General features: G+C 70.9%; 21 protein-coding genes. 16 read left to right on the top strand and 5 right to left on the bottom strand.

The genetic code is table 11. The features are described from left to right. Positions 1-334 precede the first annotated feature (334 nt). Complete coding sequence (locus tag STRNI_RS12015) at positions 335-1519, top strand: hypothetical protein (RefSeq protein ID WP_277411256.1); 1185 nt, start codon at positions 335-337, stop codon at positions 1517-1519. A 114-nt stretch (positions 1520-1633) separates the two neighbouring features. Here STRNI_RS12015 and STRNI_RS12010 read toward each other — a convergent pair whose 3' ends face one another. Both STRNI_RS12010 and STRNI_RS12005 read right to left on the bottom strand, forming a co-directional pair. Beyond that, a complete protein-coding gene (locus tag STRNI_RS12010; protein WP_159485754.1) occupies positions 1634-2977 on the bottom strand; it encodes a D-arabinono-1,4-lactone oxidase in 1344 nt (447 codons plus the stop codon). Positions 2978-3217: 240 nt separating this feature from the next. Beyond that, a complete protein-coding gene (locus tag STRNI_RS12005) occupies positions 3218-4489 on the bottom strand; it encodes an MFS transporter (RefSeq protein ID WP_159485752.1) in 1272 nt (423 codons plus the stop codon). A gap of 179 nt (positions 4490-4668) precedes the next feature. On the opposite strand from STRNI_RS12005, the gene STRNI_RS12000 reads away from it, so the two are divergent. Together STRNI_RS12000 and STRNI_RS11995 are read left to right on the top strand one after the other, a co-directional pair. Beyond that, complete coding sequence (locus STRNI_RS12000) at positions 4669-5823, top strand: ferrochelatase (protein WP_277411255.1); 1155 nt, start codon at positions 4669-4671, stop codon at positions 5821-5823. Positions 5824-5868: 45 nt separating this feature from the next. Then, positions 5869-6714 carry an inositol monophosphatase family protein gene (locus STRNI_RS11995; RefSeq protein WP_093641253.1) on the top strand — a complete coding sequence of 282 codons (846 nt, stop codon included), beginning with the start codon at positions 5869-5871 and terminating at the stop codon, positions 6712-6714. Between the two features lie 81 nt (positions 6715-6795). Here STRNI_RS11995 and STRNI_RS11990 read toward each other — a convergent pair whose 3' ends face one another. After that, positions 6796-6972 (bottom strand): hypothetical protein, encoded by a 177-nt coding sequence (locus STRNI_RS11990; RefSeq protein ID WP_018093452.1) that lies wholly within the window; start codon positions 6970-6972, stop codon positions 6796-6798. 321 nt (positions 6973-7293) lie between these two features. Here STRNI_RS11990 and STRNI_RS11985 point away from each other — a divergent pair, with 321 nt between their 5' ends. The 4 genes from STRNI_RS11985 to STRNI_RS11970 all read left to right on the top strand — a co-directional run bounded on the left by STRNI_RS11985 (position 7294) and on the right by STRNI_RS11970 (position 10921). Further along, complete coding sequence (locus STRNI_RS11985; RefSeq protein ID WP_006602630.1) at positions 7294-7947, top strand: response regulator transcription factor; 654 nt, start codon at positions 7294-7296, stop codon at positions 7945-7947. 4 nt (positions 7948-7951) lie between these two features. Then, the gene (locus STRNI_RS11980) at positions 7952-9214 is read left to right on the top strand and encodes a sensor histidine kinase (RefSeq protein ID WP_277411254.1); all 1263 of its coding nucleotides are present in this window, start codon (positions 7952-7954) and stop codon (positions 9212-9214) included. Between the two features lie 526 nt (positions 9215-9740). Beyond that, on the top strand, positions 9741-10043 hold the full coding sequence (locus STRNI_RS11975) for a DUF4193 domain-containing protein (protein ID WP_003982531.1): 303 nt from the start codon (positions 9741-9743) through the stop codon (positions 10041-10043). 101 nt (positions 10044-10144) lie between these two features. Next, positions 10145-10921: a hypothetical protein gene (locus tag STRNI_RS11970; RefSeq protein WP_159485746.1), complete on the top strand. Its 777-nt coding sequence runs from the start codon at positions 10145-10147 to the stop codon at positions 10919-10921. 22 nt (positions 10922-10943) lie between these two features. Here STRNI_RS11970 and STRNI_RS11965 read toward each other — a convergent pair whose 3' ends face one another. Beyond that, positions 10944-11387, bottom strand: coding sequence for a DUF3093 domain-containing protein (locus STRNI_RS11965; RefSeq protein ID WP_277411253.1), 444 nt, complete (start codon positions 11385-11387; stop codon positions 10944-10946). Between the two features lie 58 nt (positions 11388-11445). Here STRNI_RS11965 and STRNI_RS11960 point away from each other — a divergent pair, with 58 nt between their 5' ends. The 8 genes from STRNI_RS11960 to STRNI_RS11925 all read left to right on the top strand — a co-directional run bounded on the left by STRNI_RS11960 (position 11446) and on the right by STRNI_RS11925 (position 19563). Then, positions 11446-12039 carry a PaaI family thioesterase gene (locus tag STRNI_RS11960; protein ID WP_093647650.1) on the top strand — a complete coding sequence of 198 codons (594 nt, stop codon included), beginning with the start codon at positions 11446-11448 and terminating at the stop codon, positions 12037-12039. Further along, positions 12036-12557, top strand: coding sequence for a dUTP diphosphatase (gene dut, locus STRNI_RS11955; RefSeq protein WP_037743753.1), 522 nt, complete (start codon positions 12036-12038; stop codon positions 12555-12557). The genes STRNI_RS11960 and dut overlap by 4 nt, the downstream gene beginning before the upstream one ends. A gap of 1 nt (position 12558) precedes the next feature. Continuing rightward, the gene (locus STRNI_RS11950) at positions 12559-13326 is read left to right on the top strand and encodes a DUF3710 domain-containing protein (RefSeq protein ID WP_026170354.1); all 768 of its coding nucleotides are present in this window, start codon (positions 12559-12561) and stop codon (positions 13324-13326) included. Positions 13327-13652: 326 nt separating this feature from the next. Next, positions 13653-13742 (top strand): K(+)-transporting ATPase subunit F, encoded by a 90-nt coding sequence (gene kdpF, locus STRNI_RS11945; protein WP_016575741.1) that lies wholly within the window; start codon positions 13653-13655, stop codon positions 13740-13742. 7 nt (positions 13743-13749) lie between these two features. Beyond that, positions 13750-15426 carry a potassium-transporting ATPase subunit KdpA gene (gene kdpA / locus STRNI_RS11940; RefSeq protein WP_148591361.1) on the top strand — a complete coding sequence of 559 codons (1677 nt, stop codon included), beginning with the start codon at positions 13750-13752 and terminating at the stop codon, positions 15424-15426. Between the two features lie 32 nt (positions 15427-15458). Beyond that, positions 15459-17558, top strand: a complete 2100-nt coding sequence (kdpB, locus tag STRNI_RS11935; protein WP_174876322.1) for a potassium-transporting ATPase subunit KdpB — start codon at positions 15459-15461, stop codon at positions 17556-17558. After that, positions 17555-18232, top strand: a complete 678-nt coding sequence (kdpC, locus tag STRNI_RS11930) for a potassium-transporting ATPase subunit KdpC (protein WP_277411252.1) — start codon at positions 17555-17557, stop codon at positions 18230-18232. Before kdpB ends, kdpC begins: the two co-directional genes overlap by 4 nt. 641 nt (positions 18233-18873) lie before the next feature. Beyond that, positions 18874-19563, top strand: a complete 690-nt coding sequence (locus tag STRNI_RS11925; protein WP_239472408.1) for an ABC transporter ATP-binding protein — start codon at positions 18874-18876, stop codon at positions 19561-19563. Positions 19564-19746: 183 nt separating this feature from the next. Here STRNI_RS11925 and STRNI_RS11920 read toward each other — a convergent pair whose 3' ends face one another. After that, positions 19747-20310, bottom strand: coding sequence for a GNAT family N-acetyltransferase (locus STRNI_RS11920; protein ID WP_229838617.1), 564 nt, complete (start codon positions 20308-20310; stop codon positions 19747-19749). 869 nt (positions 20311-21179) lie between these two features. Between STRNI_RS11920 and STRNI_RS11915 the strand changes: the two genes are divergently transcribed. Further along, on the top strand, positions 21180-23732 hold the full coding sequence (locus STRNI_RS11915) for a sensor histidine kinase (protein ID WP_018093577.1): 2553 nt from the start codon (positions 21180-21182) through the stop codon (positions 23730-23732).

The following is a 23732-nucleotide window of genomic DNA, read 5'->3' as shown; positions in this document are numbered from 1 at the left end:
CTCAGTGACCATGTCGCTTGCCTTGCCGCCGTGCACCCGTGCGGAGCGGCGGCGCCCCGGGTGAGTGCCGCCTTCAGGGCCCCTCCCGCGGGTTCCGGGCAGCCGGACGGGAACCGGGGCCAGGGCTCGCCACAGTACTCCATTTGGACCACTTAGGTGGACCGCCGCGCCGCCGAACTTCTGGGTGGGCAAGGGTGTTCGGTCGTCTTGTCGACGTCTCTACCTGGCACTCAGGTGGCGAGTTTCACAGATTCCCCAAAATCGGAACTAATGGCTCCGCCGAATGGTCACTTCTCCATGCAAGATGGATCGAAGGGGCTATCAAAGGTTGGAGATGGACGAAGAAACCGAAACCGACACGAAGAAGAAGGAGAGGCGGATAGACCTGAGCGTGGCTCAGGTAGCCGGCAGTGCGCTCGCCGCGGCCGCCGCCGCGTACCTCGCGGGCCGGCTCGGCGTCTACGGAACGATCATCGGCGCGGGTCTGGTCAGTGTCGTGGCCACCACCGGCGGCTCGATATTCCAGCACCTGTTCCGGCGCACCGGCGAACAGCTCAAGGAGGCGACGGTCACCACTCGGCCGAAGCCGCGCCGCTCCTCCTCCACCCGCACTCGATCCACCACACCGCACGCACGGCAGGCCGAGCCCACGATGGTGCTGCCGACCTTCGACAAGCAGGGCACGGAGGACAAGGTCACCTCCGTCGCCGCCAGGACACCCGGGCGCGACACCGCCCGTACCCAGCTCATCCCGCGGGCCGAAGAGGCCCGCCGCCGTGATCCGGCGAGCGCCCACCCGCAGTCCGACGACGCGACGCGGATGCTGCGCGCCGCCGGCCATGGCGCGATCGGCGCCCCGCGTACGGCGGACGGCGCGGGCCGGGGGCGGCCCGCCGACCGGACGCAGCTGGTGCCGCGCCTCGACGAGCGGACCATGGCGCCCGCCCGTCCGGCCGGTCCGCCCGCGCGGCACCCGGCCGGACCGCCCGAGGAGCTCGGCACCACGACGTACGGCACCCGGCTGCGCGGCTGGAAGCGGCCGGCGCTCGGCGCGCTCGCGGTCTTCGTGCTCGCGATGGGGGCGGTCACCGCCACCGAGCTGGTCACCGGGCAGACGCCGAGCGGCGAGAAGGGCACCACGCTGAGCCACCTCACCCACACCGGGGGAGGGGGCGGACAGCAGCCTGGTTCGCCGCAGTCGCCCGGTCCCGGTTCCCCGGAGCACGGCAAGCGCCACGGCAACGACGGTGAGCCGAGCCCGGACCCGGGCACGTCGGAGGACCCCGGCACGGACAAGAAGAAGGACGGCGACGCCCCGTCGCCGGCCCCGAGCCCGTCCGACGGCGACAAGACGTCGCCGGACCCCGGCACGCCCTCGTCCCCGGACCCGTCCCCGAGCGGTTCCGCCGGCGACGGTGGCACCGGCAACGACGACGGTTCGACCGGCGGCGAGGACCAGGGGGACCGGCAGAACCAGCAGGAGTCCGATGCGCAGGACCCGGTCCCCGGAGCCTCCTGACCCCGGCCGGCGGTCCGAAGGATCCGAAGGAACGGACCGCTCGCTCGGGCGGACCCCGCGACGGACGTGCCCCGGTGCCCCTTATGGGTGCCGGGGCACATCCGTCGTCGTCGGTCAGTCCCCCAGGACCCGCCGCAGATACGGGTTGGCGAACCGGCGCTCCGGGTCCAGCCGGTCGCGCACCGCGGTGAACTCACCGAACCGCGGATAGACATCGGCGAGCGAGGCGGCGTCGCGGGTGTGCAGCTTCCCCCAGTGCGGACGCCCCTCGTGCGCCGTCATGATCCGCTCGGCGGCCGCGAAGTACGCCTGGTGCGGTGTGCCGCGGTACATGTGCACGGCGAGGTACACGGTGTCCCGGCCCGAAGCGGTGGACAGCGGAATGTCGTCGGCCGGCGCGGTGCGCACCTCCACCGGGAAGCTGACCTTGAAGTCGGAGCGCTCCACCAGGGCCTTCAGCTCACCCAGCGCCGCGACCGCGGCCGCACGGGGCAGCGCGTACTCCATCTCCACGAACCGCACCCGCCGCGGCGAGGTGAACACCTTGTAGGGGATGTCGGTGTACGTACGGGCCGACAGCGCGCGGCTGGAGATCTTGGCGATGCCCGGTATGGCGGCCGGCACCGCCCGGCCGACGGCGCAGGCGAGTTGGAAGACCCCGTTGGACAGCAGCTCGTCCTCGATCCAGCCGCTGACCTTCCCGGGGGGCGCCGCCGGGCCCTGGCTGCGGTTGTTGCGCTTGGTGTTGCAGCTGCCGGTGTGCGGGAACCAGTAGAACTCGAAGTGTTCGTTCTCGGCGACCAGCTCGTCGAACCGGTCCGTCACCTCGTCGAAGGGCATCGGCTCCTCGCGGGCGGTCAGCAGGAACTCCGGCTCCACGGCGAAGGTGAGCTCGCTGATCACGCCGAGCGCGCCCAGGCCCAGCCGCGCCGACGCGAAGACCTCCGGGTTCTCCTCGGCGGAACAGGTCAGGACCGAGCCGTCGGCGGTGACCAGTTCGAGGGCGGTGATCTGGGCGGCGATCGACGCCGAGTCGCGGCCCGTCCCATGGGTGCCGGTGCCGGCCGCCCCGGAGACGGTCTGCTCCATGATGTCGCCCATGTTGGTCAGCGACAGCCCGTGCGCGGCCAGCGTCTCGTTGAGGTGCTTGAGCGGCGTACCGGCCGCCACCGTCACCGTCCCGGCCCCGCGGTCGACGTTACGGATTCCGGTCAGCCGCTCGGGGCGGATCAGCAGTCCGTCGGTGACGGCCGCCGGGGTGAAGGAGTGCCCGGTGCCGGCCGCCTTGACCGTCAGTCCGTCCGCGGCGGCGGAGCGGACCGCGGCCGCCAGCTCCTCGGTGCTCGCCGGGGCCACGCTCCGGGCAGGGCGGGCGGTGACATTGCCCGCCCAGTTGCGCCAGGGTCCGTTGGTCGGAGCACGCCCTCCCGAGCCGCCGACGGCGTTGCTGACTGCCATGGTGACGTCCCCTCCCTCCGCGCGGGCCGGCCGCGTACGGCCGCCGTTGGTGTGAGCGCATGATGTCAGTCACCGACGCGACATCCAGGTGGGGTGACGGGAATCACAGGGGCGGGGAACCGGTCGGAATCAACCGGCTCCCGGACATGTCGTACCGCCGGTAACAAGCAAGCGGGCGGCGGCCGTTCACCAACGTGCGCCGGATCGGCCCTGTGTGCCCCGAGCTCCGCCGGACCGGCCCTACGCCCCCACGCTCTCCTCGCCCTGCCGCTCCGGGTCGCCCTGGCCGGGCAGCCCGCCGGCCGCGGCCGGGCCCGCCACCGGAGCGGTGGGCTGCGGACGGAGCCTGCGGTAGCCGGCGAACGCCACCAGCGCGGCGAGGAGTCCGGCCGCTCCCGGCACGAGATAGCCGCGGGCGGCCCCCGCGGCGTCCACCACCCAGCCGGCCGCCGACGACCCCAGCGCGACGCCCACCGCCAGGCCGGTGCTGGTCCAGGTCATGCCCTCGGTCAGCTGCGACCGCGGGACATGCTCCTCGATCAGCGCCATCGTGGTCACCATCGTCGGGGCGACGGACAGCCCCGCGACGAACAGCGCGACGGCCAGCAGCGGCAGCGAACCCACCAGCTGCAGTGGCACCATGCTCACCGCCATCACACAGACCCCCACCACCCACCGCCGGGACGCATGCCCCTTGAGGTGCAGCAGCCCGAAGACGGCACCGGCCAGACACGAGCCGAGCGCATAGACCGCCAGTACCAGGCTGGCCGCTGCCTTGTGCCCGACCTCCTCGGCGAACGCCACGGTCACCACATCGATCGCCCCGAAGATCGCGCCGGTCGCCACGAACGTCACCACCAGCACCTGCAGCCCCCGTGAGCCCAGCGCCGACCCCTTGGCGTGCTGCTCCCGCGGATGCGGCACCGGCTCCGTCGCACGCTGCGCCGTCAGCCAGAAGACCCCGACGGCCAGAAAAACGGCGGCCAGCAGCGGACCGGCTTCCGGGAACCACGCGGTGGACAGGCCGATGGACAGGATCGGCCCGAAGATGAAGCACATCTCGTCGACGATCGACTCCCACGAATACGCGGTGTGCAGCTCGCGCGGGGAGCCCCGGTAGATCTCCGCCCAGCGCGCCCGGATCATCGAGCCGACGCTCGGCACACACCCCACACAGGCCGCGAAGACGAACAGGGTCCAGTCCGGCCAGCGCTGCTGCGCACTCAGCAGCAGACCGGCGACCGCGGCGATCGACACCAGGGTGGCCGGACGCAGCACCCGGCTCTGGCCGTGCCGGTCCACCAGCCGGGAGATCTGCGGGCCGAGGACCGCGGCCGACAGCGCGAGCGTCGCGGACAGCGCGCCCGCCAGGCCGTAGCGGCCGGTCAGCTGGGAGATCATCGTGACGATGCCGATGCCCATCATCGACAGGGGCATCCGGCCCAGGAGCCCGGCGGTGGAGAACGACTTGGTGCCGGGGCGGCCGAATATGGCGCGGTAGGGACTGGGCAACGGGGAGGCTCCGCCGGTGAGGACCGAAGATCGGTAAGGGACGTCTGTGGCCGATACAGCTTACGGGTGGTGGGCCGCCGGCCGCCTCCGGATTCCCGGCGACGCCTCCGTGCCCGTCGGCCCGGTCCGCGCCGGGCCCTGGCCGCCGCCCCCAGGGGAAGGGTGGCAGGATCGATGGCATGCCCGAACAGCGCGATCCCAGCCCCTATGACGCCCTGCTGCTGCTGTCGTTCGGCGGCCCCGAAGGCCCCGACGACGTCGTCCCGTTCCTGGAGAACGTGACCCGCGGCCGCGGCATCCCCCGTGAGCGCCTCAAGGAGGTGGGGCAGCACTACTTCCTGTTCGGCGGCGTCAGCCCCATCAACGCACAGAACCGGGAACTGCTGGACGCGCTGCGCAGCGACTTCGCCGAGAGCGGCCTGGACCTGCCCGTCTACTGGGGCAACCGCAACTGGGCGCCCTACCTGACCGACACCCTGCGCACCATGGTGCACGACGGCCACCGCCGGATCGCCGTCCTGGCGACCAGCGCCTACGCCTCGTACTCGGGCTGCCGGCAGTACCGCGAGAACCTCGCCGACGCGCTCGCCACCCTGCAGTCCGAGGGCCTGCCGGTGCCGGAGGTCGACAAACTGCGGCACTACTTCAACCACCCCGGTTTCGTCCGCCCCATGGTCGACGGGGTGCTGGCGTCCCTCGCCGAACTGCCCCAGGACGTGCGGGACGGCGCCCATCTCGCCTTCACCACGCACTCCATCCCCACGGCCGCCGCCGACACCTCCGGCACACCCGGCGACCACACCCGGGGCGGCGAGGGCGGCGCCTATGTCGCCCAGCACCTGGACGTGGCACGGACGATCGCGGACGCCGTCCGTGCGGAGACCGGTGTGGACCACCCCTGGCGGCTCGTCTACCAGTCCCGCAGCGGCGCCCCGCACATCCCCTGGCTGGAGCCGGACATCTGCGACCACCTGGAAGAGCAGCACACCGCGGGCGTCCCGGCCGTCGTCATGGCCCCCATCGGGTTCGTCTCCGACCACATGGAGGTCAAGTACGACCTCGACACCGAGGCCACCGCCAAGGCCGCCGAACTGGGACTGCCGGTCGCCCGGTCGGCCACCGTGGGCGCCGACCCCCGGTTCGCCGCGGCCGTCCGCGACCTCCTCCTGGAACGCGCCGCCACCGAACGGGGCGGCACCCCGGAGCGCTGCGCCCTGGGCGCCCTCGCCGCGAGCCACGACCTGTGTCCGGTCGGCTGCTGCCCCGCGCGCGCACCGCGCCCGGCCGCGGCCGGCGCCGACTGGCGGGGCCCGGTCGCCGAGGCCCCCGCGTAAGCCCGTACGCCCGCCCGACCACCGCTCGCCCGAGCAAGGAGCATCGTGCCCGATCCGCTGCACCCCGACGCCCCGCAGACCGACCCGGCGCAGACCGAAGCGCTGTACGACGAACTTCTCGAACTGGCCCTGGAGGCCGCCCGCCGCGCGGGGACCCTGCTGCGCGACGGCCGGCCCGCCGACCTCGGTGTGGCCGCCACCAAGTCCAGCCCCATCGACGTCGTCACCGAGATGGACATCGCCTCCGAGAAGCTGATCACCGGCTTCATCGGGGAGCGCCGCCCCGACGACGGCTTCCTGGGGGAGGAGGGCGCCAGCACCGACGGCACCAGCGGTATCCGCTGGGTCATCGACCCCGTCGACGGCACCGTCAACTACCTCTACGGGCTGCCGTCCTGGTCGGTGTCCATCGCGGCGGAGAAGGACGGCGAGGTGGTCGTCGGGGTCGTCGCCGCCCCGATGCGCGGGGAGACCTACCACGCCGTCCTGGGTCGTGGCGCGTTCAACAACGGCGAGCGCATCCGGCACCGGCCCGCCCCGCCGCTCTCCCAGGCGCTGCTCGGCACCGGTTTCTCCTACCTCGCCGAGCGCCGGGCCGCACAGGCCGAGGTGCTGCGCACGCTGCTGCCGCAGGTCCGCGACATCCGGCGCGGCGGCTCGGCCGCGATCGACCTGTGCGATGTGGCCTGCGGCCGGCTCGACGCCTACTACGAGCGTGGCCTGAACCCCTGGGACATGGCGGCCGGCGCCCTGATCGCCCGCGAGGCCGGTGCGCTCACCGGCGGCCGCCCCGGCCGCGCGGTCTCCCTGGAGCTGACCCTCGCCGCCTCCCCGGACCTCTTCGCGCAGCTCCAGCCGCTTCTGGACGAGCTCGGCGCCTGGCACGACTGACCGGACCCCCGTCCGGGCACGACAGCGCCCCGGCACCATCCCCTGGATGCCGGGGCGCTGTCGTCGTGCGCAGTGGAGCGGTCAGGCGTTGCTGACCGCTCCATAACGCACGCCGTGCTCGGTCGCCAGTCGCTGCAGGTCCTCGAGCTCCGCCTGCTCGACCTCGGCGAGGAAGTCATCGCCCGCAGCGCGGGCCCGGTCCAGATCGGCTTCGGTGTTCTGTATGCGCTGCAAAATGCCTGCGGTGAACGCGTCCATGTGCGCCCCCTCGTCGTGGGTCGGTGGGCACGGGGGTGTGCCGACGGGTGGGTCGATCACGGCGTGGTCCCTGCGATGGATCAGTCCATGGCAAGTAGCCGGAGAAACAGGGCGTGATCGCGGGTGTGCAGTCGTCCTCCCCATCCGCCACCTCAGGGAAACCTCAACCCGCCCGGGAATCCTGCCCGTCGGGCCCTCGGCCCCGCCCTCCACCCACCCCGCACCCCTCTTACCGCCGGTTTATGGCTCTTGGGGGCAGGATGGAAGAGCTTTCAGACATGTTTTTGCTGCCCGCAAGGGCCCTGAGGAAGGACTAGCGACGTGCGTGTTCTCGTCGTCGAGGACGAGCAGCTGCTCGCCGATGCGGTGGCCACCGGACTACGCCGGGAGGCCATGGCGGTCGACGTGGTCTACGACGGCGCTGCCGCTCTGGAACGGATCGCGGTCAACGACTACGACGTCGTGGTGCTCGACCGTGACCTTCCGGTCGTCCACGGTGACGACGTCTGCCGCAAGATCGTCGAGCTGGGGATGCCCACCCGCGTCCTGATGCTCACCGCCTCCGGCGACGTCAGCGACCGCGTCGAGGGCCTGGAGATCGGCGCGGACGACTACCTTCCCAAGCCCTTCGCCTTCACCGAGCTGACCGCCCGGGTGCGCGCCCTGGGACGCCGTACGACCGTCGCGCTGCCGCCCGTACTGGAGCGGGCCGGCATCAAGCTCGACCCCAATCGCCGTGAGGTCTTCCGCGACGGCAAGGAGGTCCAGCTCGCACCGAAGGAGTTCGCGGTGCTGGAGGTCCTGATGCGCAGCGAGGGTACGGTCGTCTCGGCCGAGCAGCTCCTGGAGAAGGCCTGGGACGAGAACACCGACCCGTTCACCAACGTCGTACGGGTCACGGTCATGACCCTGCGGCGCAAGCTCGGCGAGCCCGCGGTGATCGTCACCGTCCCGGGCTCGGGATACCGGATCTGACGGAATGCCCTCCCTGCCTTCGTTCTCCAAGGCGGCCGGCCCCCCGCCGTCCGCTCCGCCCAAGCCCACGTGGGACCCCCGGCCGGTCAATGTCCGGCCCTTCCCGTGGCTGCGCCCCACGATCCGGATACGGCTGACGCTGCTGTACGGCGGCATGTTCCTGATGGCCGGCATCGTGCTGCTGACGATCATCTACATGCTGGCCGCGGACGCGCTGCACGACGGCAGCGCGCTGCCGCTGAAGATCCTCGGCGGCAAGTTCCAGTCGACCAGTGACATCTGTGACCTGCCCACCGAGACGTCCGGGCAGCTGCTCCAGGAAGCCGTCAACAGCTGTCTGCAGCATCAGCGGGCAGTGGCGCTCAACAGCCTCCTCAACCGCTCCCTGCTGGCCCTGCTCGGCCTGACGGTGGTGGCGTTCGCTTTCGGTTATGCGATGGCGGGGCGGGTGTTGTCGCCGTTGGGGCGGATCACGCGGACGGCGCAGCGGGTGGCGGGTTCGGATCTTCATCGGCGGATCGAGCTGGGGGGTCCGGATGATGAGCTGAAGGAGCTGGCGGACACGTTCGATCAGATGCTGGACCGGTTGGACCGGGCTTTTGAGTCGCAGCGGCGGTTCGTGGCGAATGCGTCGCATGAGCTGCGGACGCCGTTGGCGATCAATCGGACGTTGCTGGAGGTGCAGCTGGCCGATCCGGCGGCGTCGCCGGAGCTGGCGCAGCTGGGCAAGACGCTGCTGGCGACCAATGAGCGCAGTGAGCAGCTGGTGGAGGGGTTGTTGTTGCTGGCGCGCAGTGAGAACAAGGTGGTGGACAAGAAGCCGGTCGATCTGTCGGAGGTCGCGGCGCAGGCGGTGGACCAGACGCGGGAGGAGGCGCACGCCAAGGGGGTGGAGCTGCGGGGGGTGCGTCATCAGGTGCTGGTGCAGGGCAATGGTGTGCTGTTGGAGCGGATCGCGTTGAATCTGGTGCAGAACGCGGTGCGCTACAACGTGCCGGAGGAGGGGTGGGTCGAGGTGGTGACCGAGCCGCAGCCGGGGTGTGCGGTGCTGGTGGTCGCCAATACGGGGCCGGTGGTTCCCGCGTACGAGGTGGAGAATCTCTTCGAGCCCTTCCGGCGGCTGCGGACCGAGCGCACCGGCAGCGACAAGGGCGTCGGTCTGGGCCTGTCCATCGTCCGGTCGGTGGTCCGCGCCCACGACGGCACCATCACCGCGCAGCCACGCGAGGGCGGCGGACTCGTCATGAGGGTCGTCCTGCCGCTCTGATGCAGGCCAGAGGGCGGTTGTACGCCCGCTGGAGCCCCTGTGCGCCCCCGTGGGCAGTCGTCGGACATCTGTGCGTACGATCGCTCGTCTCGTGGCCGTACACCGCCTCGCCTCCCGGTTTGACGAGAAGGGGGGTCGGCGTGGATCCTTCGCCGAGTTCGCTTTGCGCGGAATTGAACCGGTCCGCCCGCCGGCCTTTGTGTGTGTGATCCCTCACAGGCGCGAAATTCCGGCCATCTACCCTCTGTGATCAAAACGCCCTCCGGAATGCCGGGGAAGTCCGGGTTTCCGGGGGGTCAGATCACGGGAAGTACAGGTGATGGGCTGCGCGAGGTGCGACATTCGGACCGTGTACGGTCCTGATCGCCATCCAAACCGATCACCTCTTCAGGGGTGCGGTTGGGTGTCGATTGAGTAACAGACCTTGATGTGAGGCAAAATCTCCGCCTCAGGTCGGGCACAAGTCCGGCCTCTCACGCGTTACGAGCGCTGAGACACCGCAGACACCCAGAGGGGGAGAGCGAAAATGGCTACGGATTACGACACCCCACGCAAGACCGACGACGACCTCAACGAGGACAGCATTGAAGAGCTGAAGTCGCGGCGGAACGACAAGTCCGCCTCGGCCGTCGACGTCGACGAGTTCGAGCAGGCCGAGGGCCTGGAGCTGCCAGGCGCCGACCTGTCCAACGAAGAGCTCGCCGTGCGCGTGCTGCCCAAGCAGCAGGACGAGTTCACGTGCATGAGCTGCTTCCTGGTCCACCACCGCAGCCAGCTCGCTGCGGAGGACAAGAACGGGCAGCCGATCTGCCGCGACTGCGCGGCCTGAGACCGGGCTGCGCCGTGGCAGGCGTGAACCCGTTCCGTAAGGGACCCAAGGGCGCCGAAGGCCCGGCGGCCGGCGCACGATCACGCGAGGAAACCGCGCCCGTGCCCGCCGACCCGACCGCCCTCCCCGCGGAGCGGACGACCGGTGCATCACAGGAGCGAGGCCGCACGGCCTCGCTCGCGGCCATGCTCGGCCGCGGTGCCGGAAGAGGCGGCGGCAGGGTGCGGGCGGGGCTCGCCGTGATCGCCGACCGGATCATCGACCTCGCCCCGCGGATCCCGGTCCGCGACCTCGCCACCCTGCGCGCCCAGTTCCCCGGACTGACCCCCGAGGACCTGGCCGACAAGCTCGTCGCGGGCGCCTGCAACGGCACCGCCACCGTCGGAGCGGGCGTCGGCGCGGCAGCGATGCTGCCCGTACCGCCCGCCATGCCGGCCGAGCTGGCCGCCGAGGTCACCGGCGTCGCCTCGGTCGAGATCAAGCTGATCGCCGAGCTCCACGAGGTCTACGGCCTCAGGCCCGCGGGCAACTTCCGGCAGCGGGGGATGGCCTATCTGGCGTCCTGGACGGAGGAGCGGGGCGTCGAGATCACCAAGCCGGCCACGCTGAACTTCGCCCTCGGTATGCAGATGAGGCGTGAACTGCGCCAGCAGATCATGAAGCGCACGCTGCGCAACCTCCCCAACCTCATCCCGTTCATGATCGGCGCCTCCGTCGGCGCGTTCATGAACCGCAGGGACACCCGGAAACTCGCGGACAAGATCCGTAAGGACCTGCGCACGAAGCAGGTCCCCTGGGACGCCCTCCCCGGCTCCGCCCCGGCCGCCCTGACGGACGGCGAGCGGACCGGACAGCCCCCGCCCCCGGCAGGCGGCTGAAGCCGCCTCCGCCGGCCAGCGGTCAGGCGCGTACGGCCGCCAGCGCGGCCACCAGCCGCTCCGGCTCCCGCGTCGAGAGATAGGCGTACGGTGTCGGGTCCTGCGGGTCCGTGATCTCCACCCGTACCGCGGTGCGGATGTAGCTGCGCAGCAGCATGAACGCACGGGCATCGGCCTTGTGCGTACGCCACGCCAGCGCCTCGTCCGCGTCCAGCACCTGTGCCTCGCCCAGCGCCGTCGCCGGGATCTTCGCGTCACCGGCGATCAGGGCGCCGCCCACCACCCGGATCCGTGCCGAGCCGTACGCGCTCACCGCCACCGCGGACAGCGCCGTGCCGCCGATCAGTCCGCCGAGCATCGGGAGTGTCCCCACCGGCAGCAGCATCACGGCACAGGCGACGCCGGCCAGTGCGGCGATCACCCACCAGGACCGGGGCGCGGTGAGACGTTCTTCGTACGACTGCATGGCTCCAGCTTGGCACGGCGGCGCGGGCCCGTTACGCGCGCGGGTAGGGTCTGCACTCGTGAGTGGAACTGACGAACCCAGAGCACGGCTGACGCCACCGGCGGACGCCGTCGCTCCGGTCCGGCATGCCGAGGCGCCGGCACCCGGAGAACTCCTCGGCGCGCACTACGACCGGTGCTTCGGCTGTGGCACGGGCCAGCCCCACGGTCTGCACCTGGAGGCGCGGGCCGGTGACGGCGTGAGCGTGTCCGCCGAGTTCACCGTCAAGGAGGCCCACCAGGGCGCGCCCGGCCTGGCGCACGGCGGCGTGCTGGCCACCGCGCTGGACGAGACGCTCGGCTCGCTGAACTGGCTGCTGCGGGTGATCGCGGTGACCGGCCGGCTGGAGACCGACTTCGTACGGCCGGTGCCGCTGGGCACCGTGCTGCACCTGGACGCGCGGGTCACCGCCGTGCACGGCAGGAAGATCTACTCGACGGCCGTGGGGCGCATAGGCGGCCCGGACGGCCCGGTCGCGGTGCGTGCCGAGGCCGTCTTCATCGAGGTGAAGGTCGACCACTTCATCGACAACGGAAGGACCGAGGAGATCCAGGCGGCGATGGCCGACCCGGACCAGGTCAAACGAGCGCGTGCCTTCGAGGTGAACCCGTGAGTCAGGTACGGAATCCGGTGGATGTGCTGCTGCGCCGGCTGGACCCGGACGTGCCCGTGCCGTCGTACGGGCATCCCGGCGACGCGGGCGTGGATCTGGTGACCACCGAGGCCGCCGAGCTGGCGCCGGGCGAGCGCGCCGTACTGCCCACCGGGGTGTCGATCGCGCTGCCCGACGGCTACGCGGCATTTGTGCACCCGCGGTCGGGGCTGGCCGCGCGCTGCGGACTGGCGCTGGTGAATGCCCCCGGGACGGTGGATGCCGGGTACCGTGGAGAGATCAAGGTGATCGTGGTCAATCTGGACCCGCGCGACAGTGTGCGGTTCGAACGATTCGACCGGATCGCCCAACTGGTCGTCCAGCAGGTCGAGAAGGTGCGCTTCCACGAGGTGGCGGAACTTCCCGGCTCGGCGCGGGCCGAGGGGGGATTCGGTTCCACCGGCGGTCATGCGGCGGTGGGCGGCTCCACGGGCGGGAATGAATACGCATCGGTCGGTGCCGACCGGGAAGGACAGTGACGTGTTCGGACGTCGCAAGAAGAACGAGGCTCCTGAAGAGTCGGCCAAGGACACCGCGCTCGCCGACGAGCGAGCGGTGGGCGACGCCGACGAGGACGAGGCGGCGCAGCAGCGGCTCAGTCTTCCGCCCGCGCCGCGTCCCGACGGTCCCTGGGACGCGTCGGAGGTCTCCGAGCCCGGCGAGGGCCGGGTGGACCTCGGCGGGCTGTTCGTGCCCGGTGTCGAGGGCATGGAACTCCGGGTGGAGGTCGCCGGTGACGCCATCGTCGCCGCGACCGTGGTGCTGCAGGACAGCGCCGTACAGCTGCAGGCCTTCGCCGCTCCCAAGAACGAGGGCATCTGGGGCGAGGTCCGTGAGGAGATCGCCTCCGGCATCACCCAGCAGGGCGGGGTCATCGACGAGGTCGAGGGCCCGCTGGGCTGGGAGCTGCGCGCCCAGGTACCCGTACAGCTGCCGGACGGCACCAACGGGGTGCAGGTCGTGCGCTTCATCGGTGTCGACGGTCCGCGGTGGTTCCTGCGTGGTGTGATCTCCGGCCAGGGCGCGGTGCAGCCGCAGGCCGCGGGTGTGCTGGAGCACATCTTCCGGGACACCGTGATCATCCGCGGCGATGCCCCGATGGCGCCCCGCGACCCGATCGTCCTGAAGCTGCCGGACGACGCCCAGATGGTGCCGGACGGTGTGCAGCAGGAGCAGGTCGAGCAGTCGCGCTTCGGCGGCGGTGTGGAGCGTCTGGAGCGCGGACCGGAGATCACCGAGATCCGCTGAGCACCTCGCGCCGCGAAGCGGTGCGAACGCGTCCGCATCTCGGCCGGATGCCGACGGTCGTAAGGGCTCGTGCCCCCTTTGAGGGGGCGCGAGCCCTTGTTGTTTGTGCAGGTCAGATCCAGACGCGTATGAAGTCCGTCAACGGAGCGCTAATGGCCGTAAGGGAGGCGTCAACAGCGTTCAAGCCGCGTGGGAAGGACGCTTTGCTTTGGGGGTCCTCATCCCCCATCCATCTAGGAGCACACGATGGCCGACGTGGCCTTCGTCGTCGTCACGATCGCGGTCTTCGCGCTGGTGGCTCTCGTCGCCAAGGGGGTGACGAAGCTGTGACCATCGAGAACATCGTCGGCTTGATCGTTGCCGTCGCCCTGCTGGGATACCTGGTCCTCGCCCTCGTCTTCCCGGAGAGGTTCTGAGCACCGTATGAGCCCCGTTCTCGCAGGTGTGCTCCAGCTGATAGCGCTCACCGCGGCGCTCGCCCTGGCGTACCGCCCCCTCGGCGACTACATGGCCGCCGTCTACAGTTCCCCCAAGCACCTCCGTGCCGAGAAGGTCATCTACCGCTGCATCGGCGCCAATGCGGACGCCCAGATGCGCTGGCCGGCCTATCTGCGCGGCGTCCTGGCGTTCTCCGTGGTGGGCGTGCTCCTCCTCTACCTGCTGCAGCGCCTCCAGGGCGGGATGCCGCTGTCCCTCGGCTTCGCGTCGATCAGCCCGGACCAGGCGTTCAATACCGCCGCCTCCTTCGTCGCCAACACCAACTGGCAGTCCTACAGCGGCGAGCAGGCCATGGGCCACGTCGTGCAGACCGCCGGCCTCGCGGTGCAGAACTTCGTCTCCGCTGCCACCGGCATGGCCGTCGCCATCGCCCTGGTCCGCGGCTTCACCCGCTCCCGCACCGGCGATCTCGGCAACTTCTGGGCCGACCTGGTCCGCGGCACCGTACGGGTACTCGTGCCGATCGCCGTCATCAGCGCTGTCGTCCTGGTGGCCTGTGGTGCCATCCAGAACTTCTCCGGCATCCACGAGGTCGGCCAGTTCATGGGCGGCTCCCAGCAGACCAACGGCGGTGCGGTCGCCTCCCAGGAGGTCATCAAGGAACTGGGCACCAACGGGGGCGGCTACTTCAACGCCAACTCCGCCCACCCCTTCGAGAACCCCGGCGCTTTCACCAACCTCTTCGAGGTCTTCCTGATCCTCGTCATCCCCTTCGCGATGACCCGCACCTTCGGCAAGCTCGTCGGGAACGTGAAGCAGGGCTACGCCGTCCTCGCCACGATGGGCATCATCTGGCTCGGCTTCACGGCGCTGATGCTGTGGACCGAGTTCGCCCACGGCGGCCCGGCCCTGCAGGCCGCGGGCGCCGCCATGGAAGGCAAGGAGACCCGCTTCGGGGTCGGCGGCTCCTCGATCTTCTCGGTGGCCACCACCCTCACCTCCACCGGCGCGGTCGACTCCTTCCACTCCTCGTTCACGGCCTTCGGCGGCGGGATCCAGCTGCTCGGCATGATGCTGGGCGAGATCGCTCCCGGCGGTGTCGGCTCCGGCCTCTACGGCATGCTCGTGATGGCGATCATCGCGGTGTTCATCGCCGGACTGATGGTGGGCCGCACGCCCGAATACCTCGGCAAGAAGATCGGCACCCGCGAGATCAAGCTCGCCGCCTGCTACATCCTCATCACCCCGACGCTGGTCCTCGGCTTCACCGCCGCCTCGATGGTCCTGCCCGACGCGCTGGGCTCGATGCTCAACACCAAGGCGCTGGGCGCCGGTTCGCACGGCTTCTCCGAGGTGCTGTACGCCTTCACCTCCGGCGCCAACAACAACGGCTCCGCGTTCGGCGGCCTCAATGCCAACACCCCCTGGTACAACACCACGATCGGTCTGGCGATGCTGCTCGGCCGCTTCCTGCCGATGGTGTTCGTGCTCGCCCTGGCCGGCTCGCTCGCCGAGCAGAAGCCGATACCGGAGACCGCGGGCACCCTCCGTACCGAAAAGCCGCTCTTCGCCGGGCTGCTCGTCGGCACGATCCTGATCATCACCGGTCTGACCTACTTTCCGGCGCTGGCCCTCGGGCCCCTGGCGGAGGGTCTGTCATGACCGCCCCCGTGAAACCGGAGGAGCCCGGCTCCATGTCCACCGCCACTCCGACCCGCGCTCCCCACCAGGACGTCCCAAGTGGGCACAAGCCCGGCGACGGCCGTGTGGGCGGCGGTCTCTTCGACCCCAAGCAGTTGGTCAAGTCCTTCCCGGACGCGCTGCGCAAGCTCGACCCGCGGGTGATGGCCAAGTCCCCCGTGATGTTCGTGGTCGAGGTCGGCTCCGTGCTGACCACGGTCTTCGCCTGCACCTCCCCGTCGGACTGGTTCGGCTGGGCGATCGCCGTCTGGCTGTGGCTGACCGTCATCTTCGCCAACCTGGCGGAGGCGGTCGCCGAGGGCCGCGGCAAGGCGCAGGCGGACACCCTACGCAAGGCCAAGACCGACACGGTGGCGCGCCGTGTGAGCGGCGGCAGCGAGGAACAGGTACCCGGCACCGAACTGCGCATCGGTGACCTGGTCGTGTGCGAGGCCGGTGACATCATCCCCGGTGACGGTGATGTCGTCGAAGGCGTCGCGTCCGTCGACGAGTCCGCGATCACGGGCGAATCGGCCCCGGTCATCCGCGAGTCCGGCGGTGACCGCTCCGCGGTGACGGGCGGCACCAAGGTGCTCTCCGACCGCATCGTCATCAAGATCACGACGAAGCCCGGCGAGACCTTCATCGACCGGATGATCAACCTCGTCGAGGGCGCCGCACGGCAGAAGACCCCCAACGAGATCGCGCTGAACATCCTGCTCGCGTCGCTCACCATCGTCTTCCTGCTGGCGGTCGTCACCCTCCAGCCGTTCGCGATCTACGCGGGCGCCGAACAGCCCATGATCGTGCTGCTCGCTCTGCTGGTCTGTCTGATCCCGACGACCATCGGCGCACTGCTCTCGGCCATCGGTATCGCCGGCATGGACCGGCTGGTGCAGCGCAACGTCCTGGCCATGTCCGGCCGCGCCGTCGAAGCCGCAGGCGATGTATCGACATTGCTGCTCGACAAGACCGGCACCATCACCCTCGGCAACCGCCAGGCCGCCGAGTTCGTCCCCGTACGCGGCACCACCGAGGCCGAGGTCGCGGACGCCGCCCAGCTGTCCTCACTGGCCGACGAGACCCCCGAGGGCCGCTCCATCGTCGTCCTCGCCAAGGAGAAGTACGGTCTCCGTGAGCGCCATCAGGGCGAGCTGACGGACGCCGAGTGGGTGCCGTTCACCGCCCAGACCCGGATGTCGGGTGTGGACGTCGACGGGCGCAAGGTCCGCAAGGGCGCGTCCGGTTCGGTCCTCGCCTGGGTCAAGGAGCGCGGAGGCACGGTCGCCGAGGACGCCCAGCAGCTCACCGACGCGATCTCACAGGCCGGCGGCACCCCGCTGCTGGTCGCCCTGGAGGACGAGAGCGGCCCCCGCGTCCTGGGAGTCATCCACCTCAAGGACGTCGTCAAGGACGGGATGCGCGAACGCTTCGTCGAGCTGCGCAAGATGGGCATCAAGACCGTCATGATCACGGGCGACAACCCGCTGACGGCGAAGGCCATCGCCGACGAGGCGGGCGTGGACGACTTCCTCGCGGAGGCCACGCCCGAGGACAAGATGGCGCTCATCAAGCGCGAGCAGGCCGGCGGCAAGCTGGTCGCGATGACCGGCGACGGCACCAACGACGCCCCCGCGCTGGCGCAGGCGGACGTCGGGGTGGCCATGAACACCGGCACCTCGGCCGCCAAGGAGGCCGGGAACATGGTGGACCTGGACTCCAACCCGACCAAGCTCATCGAGATCGTCGAGATCGGCAAGCAACTGCTGATCACCCGGGGCGCGCTGACGACCTTCTCCATCGCCAACGACGTCGCGAAGTACTTCGCGATCATCCCGGCGATGTTCGCGGTGGCCTATCCGGGCCTGGACACCCTCAACATCATGCGGCTGTCCAGCCCCAACTCCGCGATCCTCTCGGCGATCATCTTCAACGCCCTGATCATCGTCGCCCTGGTGCCGCTCGCCCTCAAGGGCGTGCAGTACCGCCCCGTCAGCGCCGACAAGATGCTGCGACGCAACCTGGCGGTCTACGGACTCGGCGGCCTGATCGCCCCCTTCATCGGCATCAAACTCATCGACCTGCTGCTCTCTCTCCTCCCCGGAATCGGGTGACCGCCGTGAACAACTCCGTACGCAACACCGCCCGGTTGATCGGGGCGGGCCTGCGCGCCCTGCTCGTACTGACCGTGGTCTGCGGCGTCCTCTATCCGCTGGTGGTCACAGGAGTGGCGCAGGCGGCATTCCCCCATAAGGCCAACGGTTCCGAGGTGAGCCACCAAGGCAAGGTCGTCGGCTCCTCGCTGATCGGCCAGCGCTACGACAAGGGCAAGGACAAGGACGGCAATCCGGTCCCCGACCTGAGGTACTTCCAGCCGCGCCCCTCGGCGGGACTGGGCAGCAACAAGGCCAACGGCGTCAACACCCAGTACGACCTCCAGGTCTCCGGCGCCTCCAACCTGGGCGCCACCAACACCGACCTCATCAAGGCGGTGAAGGAGCGCAGGCAATGGGTCTCCGTCACGTACGGAGTCCCCGAGTCGGAGGTCCCGGCGGACGCCGTCACCTCCTCCGGCTCCGGCCTCGACCCGGACATCTCCCCGGCCTACGCCCAACTGCAGGCGGCCACGGTCGCCCGGCGGAACCACCTCCCCGCCGGCACGGTGGACAAGCTGGTCAAGGAGCACACCGACGGACGCACCCTCGGCTTCCTGGGGGAGCCGCGGGTGAACGTCCTGGAGCTGAACATCGCACTGAAGGAGCTGGTGCGGAGCGAAGGCAAGAGCTGAGCGCGGGTGACGGAGCGCGGGCGCGGCTGAGCCGGCCGGTGCGGGGCGGCGGTGCCGCACCGGATGGCCGCGTTGCCGCTGCGGGGTGCGAAGGGGCGGCCCTGGGGAGACTTCCCGGGGTCGCTCGGCCTTTTCTGCTCAGGGGTGACGGTGAAAGCCGCTGTGGGCAGGGTGACTGACGAGGTCTCGATCTCTTTGTCGGCCGGGAGACCCTTTGGCCCACGCGGAGAACCCGGGCTGATCCGGGGCTGATGCGGCGCTGATCCGGACCGTCCGGGGTGTGAGGCGAAGCTGGTCCGAGAGTTATCCACAGGCGTTGCCCGCCGAAGCGCGCGGTACGCATACTGACGCCACCGGCAGGCAAACCGCGGTCCGCGACAGAGGCGGTCAAGGTGTAGGCAGGCGGGGGAAGTTGGCGCCGCAGGGGCTACTCCGAGAGCGGTGGCTGGGCCGGTGCGGGGAAGTGGTGCGTGAACGGAGTGGGGGAGCAGACCATGAATGGCGGGGGAAGCGCGTCGGGCGGGAGCCGACGCAGGAGCGGGGCTCGGAACGAGGCACACGAGGCACACAAGGTGCACGAGGCGCCTGGGGAGGGGGCGAGGGCGGGAGTGGCGGTCGCCGGTCCGCCGACGGCCGGTCCGATGGTCGTCGTCGAGGACTTGCACCGCAGCTACGGCAGCGATGCCGGTGCCGTACACGCCCTGCGTGGGGTGTCCTGCAGCGTCCCGAGGGGCGAACTTGTCGCCCTGCGCGGCCGTTCCGGATCAGGCAAGACGACCCTTCTCAACCTCATCGGCGGCCTGGACACCCCCGACTCCGGACGGATCACCGTCGGCGGGACACCGCTGGCCGACCTCGGCGAGAGCGGGCTGCTGGAGATGCGCCGTGACCGCATAGGGTTCGTCTTCCAGTCGTTCGGGCTGATACCGATACTCAGCGCCGCGGAGAACGTCGGGGTGCCGCTGCGGCTGCGCAAGGTCCCACCGCGCGAGCGTGAGGACCGCGTTGCGCTCCTGCTGTCCTTGGTGGGCCTGTCCGACCATGCCGAGCAGCGGCCCGGCGAACTCTCCGGCGGTCAGCAGCAGCGTGTGGCCATCGCCCGTGCACTCGCCAACCGACCTGCCCTGCTCATAGCCGACGAGCCGACCGGGCAACTGGACGCTGAGACCGGCATGGAGGTGATGGACCTGCTGCGCGCCGTCGTCCGAAGCGAGGGCGTCACGGCCCTGGTGGCGACCCACGACGCAAACCTCCTGGGCCTGGCCGACCGCGTCCTGGAGCTGAGCGATGGCGTGATCACGGAGGCGGGTGCGGGGCCGGGGGCGGGGTGAGGAGGGGGTGGGGTGGGGGAGGGGAGGGCCCCCAGGGGCATCCCACGCCGCGCCGGGGACGGTGGGCCCCGCCCGGCCCCGGGGGCATCCCCCCGCCCAACCCGCCCAACCCGCCCAACCCGCCCAACCCGCCGGACCCGATGACCCACCCGCCCCACCCACGCCACCCGCCCCTCCCGGGTGTCACCAGACGTCGCCGTCGCGCCAGTCGCAGGTGAGGTCGGTGTCGAGGTCGAGCGGGGTGGCCGCGGTCGGCAGGACGTAGATGCAGCCGTCCTCGTCGGCGGTGCGCTGGATGCCGTCCGGGGTGAGTGCCCAGGAGCGGCCGCGCCACTGCTGCCAGCCACGGGCCGCGTAGAAGGTCGCGGCCTCGTCGGCGGCGCCGAGCGCGCCAAGGTCGTAGCCGCTGCGCACCACCCGCTCCAGGGCGTCCATCAGGGCCGCGCCATGGCCGCGGCCGCGCCGGTCCGCGCGTACGCCGACGCCCTCCACATATCCGCAGCGCAGGGCCCGGCCGTCGTGCAGCAGGCGTCGTTGGACGACGGACGCATGGCCGATCAGTTCGCCGTCCTCGTGGATCAGGGCGTGCAGCCCGCCGAGTGAGTGTTCCCAGTCCTCCGCGGTCATGTCGTCGAAGACGTCGTAGAGGAGGGTGCGGGCCGCCTTGAGGGTGGCGGCGTCCAGGTCGGCGGTGTGGGCGATGCGTACGTCGGTCATGCGGGGCGTCGTCAGATGTGCCTCGGTCATGTGGGGCATCGTTGCAGGCGGCCGGTGGCCGGGCGACGGCATATTTCCGGCCACGGTCCACACCTTCCTCGGGGGGTATTCGGCGTCAGGGAAGCGTCAGAGAAGGCGTCTTGGGCTGGTGTGCCTCCGCACCGGCCGGTGTCATGGGGGCATGACCGGGCGATCTGCGCCGCCGGGGCAGCCGCCGACGGCGGCGCGTGGTGTGCGCCGCCCGGGTCCGGCCCGTCAGCCGGACGCGCGGCGGGCGTCGCGTACCTCTTCGCGCGGCGCCCGCCTGCATCTGCCCGTACGGGGCGCGCCCCGGCCGAATCGGCCTCCGGGTCGGCCGTTCCCCCTCATCCCTGGGCGACTCCCCCTGACGCGCCGCCCCCAACCCGATTGCCGCCACTCGACGCGTCATCCCACGCACCCGACGGCGGCCACCCGGCGCACCACCTCACGCACCCCGATGGCGGCCACCTGACGCGCTGAGTCACCATCCCGCTCGCCGCCACCCGATGCGCGGGCCCACGGACCCGTCCGCGTTCACTCGACGTGCCACCCGCTCGCCGCCACCCGATGCGCCGTCCCACGGACCCGTCCGCGTTCACCCGACGTGCCACCCCGCTCGCCGCCACCTGATGCGCCGCCCCACTCGCCCCACTCGCCCCACGCACCCGACCGCCCCCCGACGCACCACCCACCCCGCTCCCCCAAAGCCCCCCACCCGCCACGCCCCCAGGCCTCACCCATCCCCCACCCCCCGTATCAGAGTCGCGTCAAGACCGAACCCGAAGTAGCCAACTGCACCTTTTGTCCCCTTGTTCGGTCGGTAGGGTCGCAGCAGGTTCAGCCCGGTGGGGGCGGCCTTCACGTAAGACAATGGGGCCATGGCACGCGGCAAGCTACGGATATATCTCGGCGCGGCACCGGGCGTCGGCAAGACGTACGCGATGCTGTCCGAGGCGCACCGGCGCGTGGAGCGGGGGACGGATGTCGTCGTGGCGTTCGTCGAGCACCATGGCAGGCCCCGTACGGAGGTCATGCTGCACGGGCTGGAGCAGATCCAGCGCCGGGAGCTGGAGTACCGCGGCACGGTTTTCACCGAGATGGACGTGGATGCGGTCCTGGAACGCGGGCCGGCCGTGGCGCTGGTCGACGAGCTGGCGCACACCAACGTCCCGGGTTCGCGCAACGGCAAGCGCTGGCAGGACATCGAGGAGCTGCTGGAAGCGGGGATCGATGTGATCTCGACCGTCAACATCCAGCACCTGGAGTCACTCGGGGACGTCGTCGAGTCCATAACGGGTGTCCGGCAGCGGGAGACCGTGCCGGATGAGATCGTCCGGCGGGCCGATCAGATCGAGCTTGTCGATATGTCGCCCCAGGCGATCCGCCGCCGGATGGCGCACGGCAACATCTACCAGCCCGACAAGGTGGACGCCGCCCTGTCCAACTACTTCCGGCCGGGCAACCTCACGGCGCTGCGCGAGCTGGCGCTGCTGTGGGTCGCCGACCGGGTGGACGAGTATCTGCAGGAGTACCGCGCGGAGCATTCCATCCGCTCCACCTGGCAGGCGCGGGAGCGCATCGTCGTCGGACTGACCGGCGGGCCGGAGGGGCGCACGCTGATCCGCCGCGCGGCCCGGATGGCGGCCAAGGGCTCGGGCAGCGAGGTGCTCGCCGTCTACATAGCGCGCAGCGACGGGCTGACCTCGGCCTCGCCCAAGGAACTCGCCGTCCAGCGCACCCTGGTGGAGGATCTCGGCGGGACGTTCCATCACGTCATCGGCGACGACATACCGAGCGCGCTGCTGGAGTTCGCGCGGGGGGTCAACGCCACCCAGATCGTGCTGGGCTCCAGTCGCCGCAAGGCCTGGCAGTACATCTTCGGGCCGGGGGTGGGCGCGACGGTCGCCCGCGAGTCCGGGCCCGATCTCGATGTGCACATCGTCACCCACGACGAGGTCGCCAAGGGCCGGGGACTGCCGGTGGCGCGCGGTGCGCGGCTGGGGCGGACCCGGATCATCGCCGGCTGGCTCGTCGGCGTCGTCGGACCCGTCCTGCTCTCGCTGCTGCTGACCAGCATGGCGAACGGGCCCGGCCTGGCCAACGACGTCCTGCTCTTCCTCTTCCTGACGGTGGTCGCCGCGCTGCTCGGCGGGCAGCTGCCGGCGCTGGCGTCGGCCGCGGTCGGCTCGTTGCTGCTGAACTTCTACTTCACCCCGCCCACCCACACCCTCACGGTCAGCGACCCCCAGAACCTCGTCGCCATCGTGATCTTCTTCGCGGTGGCCGTCTCGGTCGCCTCCGTGGTGGATCTCGCCGCCCGCCGCACCCACCAGGCCGCCAGGCTGCGCGCCGAGTCGGAGATCCTCTCCTTCCTGGCGGGCAGTGTGCTGCGCGGTGAGACGACCCTGGACGCCCTGCTGGAGCGGGTACGCGAGACCTTCGGGATGGAGACGGTGGCGCTGCTGGAGCGGGCCGGCGACGTGGAGCCGTGGACCTGTGCGGGCCGGGCTGGTACGGACCACGGCAAGCCGCTGCTGCGCCCCGAGGACGCCGATGTCGACATGCCCGTGGGTGACCACATGGCGCTGGCGCTGACCGGCCGGGTGCTGCCCGCCGAGGACCGCCGGGTGCTGGCCGCGTTCGCCGCCCAGGCCGCCGTCGTCCTGGACCGGCAGCGGCTGGTGGGCGAGGCGGAGCGGGCCCGGGAGCTGGCCGAGGGCAACCGCATCAGGACCGCGTTGCTGGCCGCCGTCAGCCATGACCTGCGGACCCCGCTGGCGAGCATCAAGGCCTCCGTCACCTCCCTGCGCTCCGACGACGTCGCCTGGTCCCAGGAGGACGAGGCGGAGCTGCTGGCCGGCATCGAGGCGGGCGCCGACCGGCTGGACCATCTCGTCGGCAATCTTCTGGACATGTCCCGGCTGCAGACCGGCACGGTCACCCCGCTGATCAGGGAGATCGACCTCGACGAGGTGGTGCCGATGGCGCTCGGCGGCGTCCCGGAGGGCAGTGTCACCCTCGACATCCCCGAGGAGCTGCCGATCGTCGCCGTCGATCCGGGGCTGCTGGAGCGCGCGGTCGCCAATCTCGTCGAGAACGCCGTGAAGTACAGCCCGGACGGTGCGGTGGTGCTGGTCTCGGCCAGTGCGCTCGGTGACCGGGTGGAGCTGCGCATCGCCGACCGTGGCCCCGGTGTGCCGGACAGTGCCAAGGACCGGATCTTCGAGCCCTTCCAGCGCTACGGTGACGCTCCGCGCGGTGCCGGGGTGGGCCTGGGACTGGCCGTGGCGCGCGGTTTCGCGGAGGCGATGGGCGGCACGCTCGCCGCCGAGGACACCCCGGGAGGCGGGATGACCATGGTCCTGACCCTCCGGGCCGCGCCCGGCCGTCCACCGGCCAGGCCCGATCTTCCCGCCCAGGCCACCACATGA

This window comes from Streptomyces nigrescens (assembly GCF_027626975.1).
Lineage (GTDB): Bacteria > Actinomycetota > Actinomycetes > Streptomycetales > Streptomycetaceae > Streptomyces > Streptomyces nigrescens.
This window is presented reverse-complemented; position numbering and strand designations above follow the sequence as displayed.